The sequence below is a fragment of the Chitinivibrionia bacterium genome (genome assembly GCA_009779925.1).
Classification (GTDB): Bacteria; Fibrobacterota; Chitinivibrionia; order Chitinivibrionales; family Chitinivibrionaceae; genus WRFX01.
Genome location: WRAZ01000057.1, coordinates 1 through 9240 on the forward strand (window position 1 = coordinate 1; position 9240 = coordinate 9240).

6 protein-coding genes are annotated in these 9240 nt (G+C 43.6%); 2 read left to right on the top strand and 4 right to left on the bottom strand.

Translation table 11 applies throughout. The features are described 5' to 3' along the window. Positions 1-182: 182 nt before the first annotated feature. Entirely contained in the window at positions 183-2381 is a 2199-nt protein-coding gene (locus FWE23_10680) for a PBP1A family penicillin-binding protein (protein ID MCL2845890.1), read from the top strand. A 20-nt stretch (positions 2382-2401) separates the two neighbouring features. Further along, complete coding sequence (gene murF, locus FWE23_10685; GenBank protein ID MCL2845891.1) at positions 2402-3805, top strand: UDP-N-acetylmuramoyl-tripeptide--D-alanyl-D-alanine ligase; 1404 nt, start codon at positions 2402-2404, stop codon at positions 3803-3805. Between the two features lie 72 nt (positions 3806-3877). Here the strand turns inward: murF and FWE23_10690 are convergent, their stop codons facing one another. From FWE23_10690 to FWE23_10705, 4 genes are all read right to left on the bottom strand, one after another. Beyond that, the gene (locus FWE23_10690) at positions 3878-6901 is read right to left on the bottom strand and encodes a hypothetical protein (GenBank protein ID MCL2845892.1); all 3024 of its coding nucleotides are present in this window, start codon (positions 6899-6901) and stop codon (positions 3878-3880) included. Between the two features lie 329 nt (positions 6902-7230). Beyond that, positions 7231-7392 (bottom strand): hypothetical protein, encoded by a 162-nt coding sequence (locus FWE23_10695; GenBank protein MCL2845893.1) that lies wholly within the window; start codon positions 7390-7392, stop codon positions 7231-7233. A gap of 2 nt (positions 7393-7394) precedes the next feature. Next, positions 7395-7601: a hypothetical protein gene (locus FWE23_10700; protein MCL2845894.1), complete on the bottom strand. Its 207-nt coding sequence runs from the start codon at positions 7599-7601 to the stop codon at positions 7395-7397. A gap of 134 nt (positions 7602-7735) precedes the next feature. Then, positions 7736-9157 (bottom strand): hypothetical protein, encoded by a 1422-nt coding sequence (locus tag FWE23_10705; protein MCL2845895.1) that lies wholly within the window; start codon positions 9155-9157, stop codon positions 7736-7738. Positions 9158-9240 lie beyond the last annotated feature (83 nt).

Genomic DNA, 9240 nt, shown 5'->3' on the forward strand with positions numbered 1-9240 from the left:
AGAAAAAGCAAATAAATACGGAATAGGCATAATAAGCCAAAAAGGAAACTCAATAGAAGTAAATACCGATTTTGTGAAAGAGCAATAACGGAGAATTTTCTGCTTTTTGCATAAAGTTTGTTTGTTTATCGGCGGCAAATATTATTTTTCGGCTTAAATTTCTTTCAAAGAAGAGGGTAAAAATGCATTGGAACAAAGAAACTGTCAAATTGATAAATCTTACGCCGCTTGTTTTGGTTATAATGTTTGCAGTAATTCTGTTTTTGGGCGCGACCATTACGGCGACGGTCGTGTTTTTGAATAACGTTTATAAAACTATTCCCGAGCCGCACGAATTGGGCAATATTCAGCCGAGTTTGGTGACGCGGGTTTATGCGAAAGACAGTTCGCTGATACACGAATTCAGCATTGAACGGCGGTTTTGGGTACCCATAGACAGCGTCCCGCAGGTATTGATTGACGCTATTATTTCCATTGAAGACAGACGCTTTTATTCGCATTGGGGCTTTGATTCGCGTCGTATGGTTCAAGCGATTATAGGCAATGCGGTAAGCGGCAGAATAGAAGGCGGCGCTTCGACCATTACTATGCAGTTGGCGCGAAACGTGTTTTTAACACAGCGGCAAACGGCGGCGCGGAAAATGCGTGAAATATTGACGGCAATTCAGCTCGAAAAATATTATACAAAAGACGAAATTCTCGAAATGTATCTTAACAAAATTTATTTGGGTGGCGGAAATTTCGGAATGAGCGCCGCCGCAATGGCGTTTTTCAGCAAAAATATTCAGGATATAGACCTTAACGAGGCGGCGGTTTTGGCGGGAACAGTCCAAACTCCAAATCGTCTGAGACCAAACTTGGAGGGAAATCACGAACGACTTACCGCAAGACGGCGTACGGTGCTTAACTCTATGGTGCGTGCAGGTGCAATCTCAAGAGCGGAGGCGGATAGCGTATCGGCGCTTCCCATTCCGAACAACCCTCACCGTCCCGTATCGACTGTTGCGCCTTATTTTGTAGAGCAAATTCGCCGCGACCTCGAAAGACGATTTGGCTCGGATATGCTTTATAATGCGGGACTTTCGATATTTACAACCCTCGATCCGCAAGCGCAAACTGTTGCCGAAGAGGCAATGAACAGCCACTTGACCGTGCTTCAAAGACGGCAAAACGCCTTTTTTATTGACAATGCAAAGGCTTATGAAATTATCGGAGTGCGTCGCGAAGTATTTATGAGAAATTTCGACTCGATTTATGCGGCGCACGCACAAGTTTTGGACGCGCTTCACGACTCTATCTCTCTTCGCAAATTGCAGGGTAGCGTTATTTCTATGGACGTAGAAACGGGCGCGGTGCGAGTAATGATTGGCGGACGCGATTTTACGCAATCCCGCTTCAACAGAGCAACGCAAGGTTTCAGACAACCGGGCTCGGCGTTTAAGCCGTTTATTTTTGCGGCGGCGTTTGACAACGGATTTACACCCGCAAGCGTTGTTGTTGACAGACCGATAACCATAGGCGATTGGCGTCCCGAAAACATAGGCAGAGAATTTTTCGGAGATGTTACCATCCGTCAAGCGCTTCGCAGGTCGCTTAATATGCCTGCTATTATTGTTGCAATGGAAGTCGGCTTGCGAAACGTCGTTGACCTTGCCAAAGCGATGGGTTTTTCTCGTGATATACGCGCAGTTCCCGCTTTGGCTTTGGGCGTGTGCGACGTGTCTAATCTTGAACTTACGAGAGCTTTTGCCGCGTTTGCCAATCAGGGTTTAATGCCGCAACAGTATTTTGTGGAAATGGTAAAAGACAGAAACGGAAGAGTAATATTCAGACACGAGCCGAGAAGCACTCAGGTTATCGACCCTGCTTTAGCGTCCCTTCTTACCCATACTATGCAAGACGTTGTTATCCGCGGAACAGGCGCAAGCATTCGTCATACGCACAATTTTATGCGTCCTTCGGCGGGAAAAACGGGAACGACTAACAATTTTGTTGACGCTTGGTACATCGGATATACCCCTCAGATTTCCACGGGAGTTTGGGTCGGCACGGACAGAAGTCAGACTATGGGGCAGGGAGTAACAGGCTCAAGCGGCGCTATTCCGATTTGGGCGCCCGTTATGCACGCGCTTCACCGCGATTTGCCCGTTGCGGAATTTGTTTATGCAAGCGAGGGACTTATAACTTTGGAATTATGCCCCGTTTCTAACGAAAGAGCGAGTATCCGTTGTCCCAATCCTTACCAGGAAATGTTTCTTATAGGAACGGTTCCGCCAACGTGCAATGTTCACGGAGCGTCTAATGTACGGGACGCCAGAGAAATTTTCGGAACTCAACCGACACATACACCTGCCACGCCAAGCGGCGGAGTAATGTTTTAATTTACGGGAGATAAAACACAATGAACGACAAGCAAAAACAGAAAACGCTGAAAAATTTGGCGTTTTGGACAATGTCTGAAATAAGCGCAGACGAAACACTATCCGCAAAAACCTTCAATAATGTTTGGATGGACAGCCGAAAACTCAAAAAAGGCGACGTTTTCGTCGCGCTCAAAGGCGAAGCGCAAGACGGACACGATTACGTTAAATCAGCATTCGATAATGGCGCCGTTGCCGCAATCGTCGAAAAAAAATGGTACGAAGAAAATCGTAAAAATTTTAACGAATATTATCTGATACCCGTCAAAGATACGCTTTATTCCATTCAAAAAGCGGCTCAGGCATATCGCAGGATTTTGCGGATTCCCGTAATTGCAATCGGCGGAAGCAACGGCAAAACAAGCACAACTTTAATGCTTAAAACGCTTCTTTCCAAAAGTTTCAAAATCGGCTCTACCATCGGAAATTTTAATAATCACATAGGCGTTCCCTTGTCGGTATTGTCGATGGACGGCGACGAAGAGTTTGCCATATTTGAACTCGGTGCAAACCACTGCGGAGAAATTGCCGAGCTCACCACGATAATAGAGCCCGATATGGGCGTAATTACAAATATCGGCTTTGACCACGTAGGGCTTTTCGGCGGCATAGAAAAAACCGCCGAAGCAAATTTTGAACTGGCGCGCGCCGTTTCAATAAAGCGCGGTATAATGCTTTTAAACGGCGACGACGAAAGAAGCCTCGCCCAAAACGAAATCGATATGGTGCAATCATACTATTTCGGCTTGGAAATTGGCAATCAAATTCGCGCCGAAAATCTGACTTGCAACGAATTCGGCTGTTATTCCTTTGACTACAACGGTTTTCGCTACGAAATTCCTATGGTGGGGGCGCATTGCGTTTATTCGCTTTTACCTGCGCTTTACTTTGCGCAGTCGTTCGGAATATCTCCGTATATTTTGCAGGAAGTAGTAAAAAACGAACTGAAACCCGCGAATATGCGAGGTGAAATAGAAATTATCGCAGGCAGAAAAATAATCGCCGACTGTTATAACGCAAATCCGTCGTCTATGGCAGTTGCACTAAAAATGCTCGACGATATTCCCACGCCTGCAAATCGAATAGCAGTTTTAGGAACAATGGGCGAACTCGGCGAATACGAAGAAGAACTTCACAAAGAAGTCGGGGCGTCTCTTGTAAATTTTAAGACAGACAAACTTATTGCAGTAGGGGAGCGCGCAAAAACAATGGCGGACGCGGCAATTTCGGCAGGTTTTGCCAAGGAAAACGTGTTTGTTTGCGACAATGCCGAAGAGGCGGGGAAACTTGCGTTTGATAATTCTGGTGAGAACGATTTGATTTTATTTAAGGGGTCTCGCAGTGCGGAATTAGAAAAGGCGATTGTGGTGTTTAGAACGTTTTAATAAAAACAAAAAAGGAGACGCGAGCATCGCGTCTCTACAAACAAATACGGGGGGGGGGCTGTGTAAGCCCCCTTATTCTTTTGTAATTATTTCTAATCGTGCATTGCCTAAAATTCCGCCTATGCCTGGTGAAAGTTGGTTTTGCGAATTTAGCGACGATGATGATGTGATAACCAAATTATTACGCTTGTCGGTTACATAATCCGTAATATCTATGCGATACGGCGGAAATATCAAATCCGTATGAAGCGGGCATTTAACAGGGGTTTCCAGTGTAATTTCGTCGTCGTCTTCGCCTTCTTGGGCGGTTGGTTTTTTATCGTTAAGCGCAATGTGTGTAGCGCCGCTTAAATCGTCGAATGCTAAAACCACCTGTTGATAGTTTTTCGGCACCTCAAAGTGATAGAGCGCCGAAGCCCGTCCGATTAAATACGGATAGCCTTTTGTGCTCCAAGAGCAGGTACGCGATTGTGTTTTATCTAAAATTTTCCAAGTGTTCGGTCCTCTTTCTACAGCTGTCGGCACCAAAACAAACGGCGGATATTCAACGGGGTCGGGCAGGTCGTGGTCGCCTGTTTTGCGAATTGTAATTGTGTTCGGCTTGTCTTTGTTTATGAATTCGCTTATATCGTAAGCCAAAAGCGCGGGGTCTTCGTTGTATTGCGGATATTCGCTTATATTTATTTGGTTTACTTCGTTGCCGTTTAATTTTACCTTAAATCTGCTGTTTACGCTCTCTTTATTGCTTGCAGGTTTGTCGAAAAACACCAATATTGCGGTTTCGGGCTTTTCTACCATCGACTCAAAATAGGTTTCGTAATTGTAGTTTATGATATTTCGCTCACGATTTACGCTGACAATCGTTTTCCAACGCGACAGAGGGAAGCGGTTAAGCGATTTTAACTCAAAAACTTCGCTTTCTTTGGATATATACGAGCGATATTCGGGAACAATAGCGTCAATTTTTACGGCAGGCGCGTTTTCGAGTTGCTTTGCAGTGGCGCTTTCGCCGTGCGTTTCCAGAATAATCAAAAATTCGCGCGGATGCACCACAAAGAAGAACGACGCCTCTTTTTCGCCGCTGTCTATATTCAGAATTTGTCCGCTTTCGAGGTCTATTTTGTAGAATTGTCTGCCATCTTCTCTTGCGATTTCGATTTGCACGTTTTCGGCGGAGATGTTAAGTGCGGTCATAAGCAGGTTTTCGCCGACTTGATTGTGGTTTATAAGAACGCCACAGTTGCCCTTTTCTATGTGGAGGTGCCCGATTATGTTCTCAAAGTTTTTCGATATGTAATCCACAATGTCCGAAACGCCGCCGACTACACAATGACGGCTCCTCGACTCAAACATTCTGTCCACTCTTGATATGAATGAGTCGCTTTGGCTGTCGTCAAAACTTCCCTGCGGTTTTTTGTCGGCAAATAAAATCGTGCCCTTTTTGAGCGATAATCTTTCGACCTGCGCAAAAAACGAGTTGTTGATAAGGCGGGTGTAAAGCAAAATCGCCGCAGAATAAATCCCGTTGGTCGTTTTGATTTGTCCGCTGTTGGTAATCTCCAAACTTTCGTCTTTTGAGAAATTTTCTTCGGTTATTATTGTGTAGGGAATTTGGTAAGTGCGTAAATCGCTTATAACGTTCAGAAATATTTCGACCGCTTCGCCTATAATTTCGGTTTCGCCTAACATAAAATCCGACAAAAGCGACTGTGGAGGAGCAATGACCACAACTCCGTGTTTGGGCGCTTTTCTGCCGTAGTTAAGAGCCAACGCCAATTTTGTCTGCGAAACAAGCGATTTTATGTGCTTGTAATCGGGATGGTAAAAAGAAAGTCCAAGCGGCGCAAAGTCTTCAAATCTGTATGTGGAATTAAGGTAAAAGCCGTCAATCAAAATTTCGTCTGCGCCAAAAAGAATTTGCCAATCTATAGCCGATTTGAGTTCGCCTATCGAATGCGATTTCATAACTGCGTCCCGTCCTACAATTCCCACGGTAGAAATTCCGTTGGTTCTGCTTATTTCGCTCTGCGTTATAAACGCCGCCTGACTTGCGAGATTTTCCGTGCGAAACGCCGTTGCAACCGAGTTTTGTCCGATAGCGGGAATTATCATCGGAATTGTGTTGCTCTGCGCCTCACGAATGTCGCAATCCTTTCCTACAATCCACAAACGAACATCTTCTTGTTGGCACCATTTGGCAACCACCGCAGGAAATCTGTCAAAAAGCGACTCCGAAAGGAAATTGTACACGTGCGGGCGCGACTTAACAGAAAGGTCGTCCACAGAAACAAAGAGCGAGGGAAGTAAAGAAATAAGGTTTTTCTTAAAGCGGGACTGATATTTCGGCACCAAAAATTCGCTGTCCCAAACAACTCCGTGGGCGCTCGGCAAAATTGCAGGGCATTCAAACATAAATCCTCTGAAACTTGCTTTATTAACAGATTTTGCCGCCTCTAAAATCGGCATTAAAACGTCGTTGCAATAACTTTTCGCGAGTTCTATGTTATACATATTCGGTATATAGTTTCCGTCGCGGTTTTTCTCGTATTCGCACGCAAAGCGCAAAACCGACCAATCGCGTCCTGACGGCGCTGTCCAAGTAATTGATTTTCCTGCGTTTTTGTCGTCGTAAATTACAATGGCGTCGTTTATGGAAACCTTGTTTGTGTTTGCGGGGATTGCTACAATGTAATCCTTAGAAAGAATTTCGGGGGTGTATTCGTATTTTTCGCCTGCGCCGCAAAAGGATTTTTGGGCAAGTGTTAGCCTCTGGCTTCTGTAATTTCTTTCTTTGGCAACCGCAGAATAAAAATGCGAAGGTGCAATGCGGTTAAAATCGTCCGCAAACATAATTTGCACTTTGTCTTTTTTGGCAAGCCCCAAAACAAACTTGAAATACTCTATAAACTCGTGGCTCATAGTCCCGCAGGAAATATTTGAGCAAGGTCTTATAACAATTCCGCTGAACCCGTCGTTAATAAAAGAAGCAAACTGTTTTTTGATAGTGTCGATATTGACTTGGTCGTTCCAGTTCCACAAAGCCCATACCAATCCGTCGTTGTTTAAATTTGAAAATAATTTTTCCGCAGCACTCATTTTTACCCTTTCCTAAAGACGCAAAAAACGTCCAAATTTAGTGTTTTTTTTTTATTTCACCAACAAACTAAAAAATGGAAACGAATTTGTCAAGGATAAATGATGTTTTTAGATAAATTTGTAGTATTTTTATCGAAAAAAGAGGTAGTTTGCAGTAAAAAAGAAGCGGACAGAAATGCCCGCTTCAAAATTAAACAGGTTGCAATATCACGCTACTCTGCCTCTTCATTTGCATACGTGCTAAAAAGCCGAGGATACTTCCACCGAAAACAGAACTAATAATAACAAACCAAAAAAGCATTTCAAAATCACTCATTTTAAACCCTCTTTTACGCGGTTGCCAAGCCCACCGTGCGTGGCAAACCCGCCTTTTTTCTCTGCCAATCGTCGATTGCAACATGTCCTAACATAAACAAAACAATAGGAATAGAGACCAACAGCACAATTCCTACTGCCCCCATATACTCCAAATAATTCATCAGTATTTCCATAATCACAGACCTCCTTTTTTGTACATAAAAACACCAAAACACAATAAAGCAAAAGCGCTAACACAGCCAATAAACGCAAGTATTAAGCCTTCTCTTTCAATACCGCCTTTTATTAGCGTATCCACCACGAGAGCGGCTACTATTGCAACAACCAAATTAAACGCCAAATCGCCGTATTTTTCAAATAATCGTCTATTATCTCTCCACATATTCTGCCTTTCCAATAACTACTTATGGAAGTAGTAATATACTAAAATACCACCCTAAAAGTCAAGTGTAAAACCAAAAAAGAAGCGGACATTTCTGCCCGCTTCGGATTGAATACTAAAATTCCTAAGTCAGATTATTCAGCGCGTGTGCCGAATTCTGCGGGAATAGAAGTTTCGTCGTTAAATACAAGCCAAATTCCTGAAAGGCGCATATCAACACGTGCTCCCATATTATCGCTGGAAGTATTCAAATTCAAAGTAATATTTTCTGCTCTGGTTAACAATTCTTCTCTTGTGATATCAGGCTCTTGTCCCCAGCTGGCTCCCATCATACTGGCAACTGTCAACTCTACGTCTATATCTTTGTAGTCGTCAGCGTAATCGTTGCCATCAATTTCCCAGCCCCACTGTGCCCAGTTTGTAGTAGGACCTGCATAAGTAATAGTTCTTTCAATGTTAACTCTCAGTGCGCCTTTTAACTGTCCTTGAATACGTATGCCTCTCAATCCCGAAATATTAACAGGTACAGCATTATCATTCTGTGTTAAGAAATTGGTTTGAACATTGCCCCAATAACTCTCAGTCTCTGCATTCTCCGCATCAATTATGAAAACCATTTCGCCTTCGCCTGTTAACGTTTGGATCATAGTTGCAGGTATGCTTGCAACAGTACCACCTGTGCTTGGTCTGGTAATTACAACTTCACCGTCTCCGTCATAAGTCATAACCTCTATTCCGTTATTACTTGCTAAAGCATACCAAGTTCCAGCTCTATTACCAATTCTGTCCCCATCTACAATACGCATCATAAGTGCATTCATATTTGTAAGTCCCCACGACTCATCGTCTTCAGGTGTAAGAGACCTTACAAGGAAATCGTCAAGTAAAACAACGTTTGCTGTGTTGGGGTTAAAGTTGCCACTGCCACCGGAAGTTATCGTAATATCGAAATCTTCTGTAAATGGTTCATTCTCCGTTTTTCCGCCCGCAATAGTCGCAGTCACTCTAACTACTCCCGGTTCTGTAGCAGTCAATATGTTTTCTGCAACCCCATTGCCCGACCAAACAATAGCTTGGTTCGTTGCATCAGCAGGTAAAACGGTAGCAGTCAATTGTAAGGGAGTATTTACCGGAGTTGATGTTGCTGATGTCAATGTAATATTCGTTACCGCAATAAAGTCTGAATTCACTTCAATTGTAAAGTCTTGTGTGTAATCATTTTCGTTTGCTCCACCGCGGGTAATAGTTGCTCTTACTCTTACTTCTGTGCCACCGGTTGCAGTCAACATGTTTCCGCTGGTAATTTGTGCATATTGCGCATATTCCGGTAAAACAGACCAAGTAATGTCTCTGCGTGTTGCGTTTGTGGGTAGGACATTTCCCGACAACTCCCGGGGGGAACCTACCGGAACTCCGGTTCTAACTCCGATAATATTTGTTACCGCAACAAAGCCCGGTGTACCCGTAGGGTCATCGTCGCTACAAGCAATAAACATCATACTTCCCAAAAACATTGCTGCAATCATTGCAAGCAAACTCTTCTTTTTGAAAATCATAAAAAAACTCCTTTAATTAAATTAAAAAACTAAAAATACCCAAACTAAAAACGCTTCAAAAAAACGGTCGTTTCTTTGCACCG

Excerpts from the sequence above, each read along its gene's own strand:
- FWE23_10680 (MCL2845890.1), top strand. The coding sequence starts at position 183 with ATGCATTGGAACAAAGAAACTGTCAAATTGATAAATCTTACGCCGCTT.
- murF (MCL2845891.1), top strand. The coding sequence starts at position 2,402 with ATGAACGACAAGCAAAAACAGAAAACGCTGAAAAATTTGGCGTTTTGG.
- FWE23_10690 (MCL2845892.1), bottom strand. The coding sequence starts at position 6,901 with ATGAGTGCTGCGGAAAAATTATTTTCAAATTTAAACAACGACGGATTG.
- FWE23_10705 (MCL2845895.1), bottom strand. The coding sequence starts at position 9,157 with ATGATTTTCAAAAAGAAGAGTTTGCTTGCAATGATTGCAGCAATGTTT.
- FWE23_10695 (MCL2845893.1), bottom strand. The coding sequence starts at position 7,392 with ATGGAAATACTGATGAATTATTTGGAGTATATGGGGGCAGTAGGAATT.
- FWE23_10700 (MCL2845894.1), bottom strand. The coding sequence starts at position 7,601 with ATGTGGAGAGATAATAGACGATTATTTGAAAAATACGGCGATTTGGCG.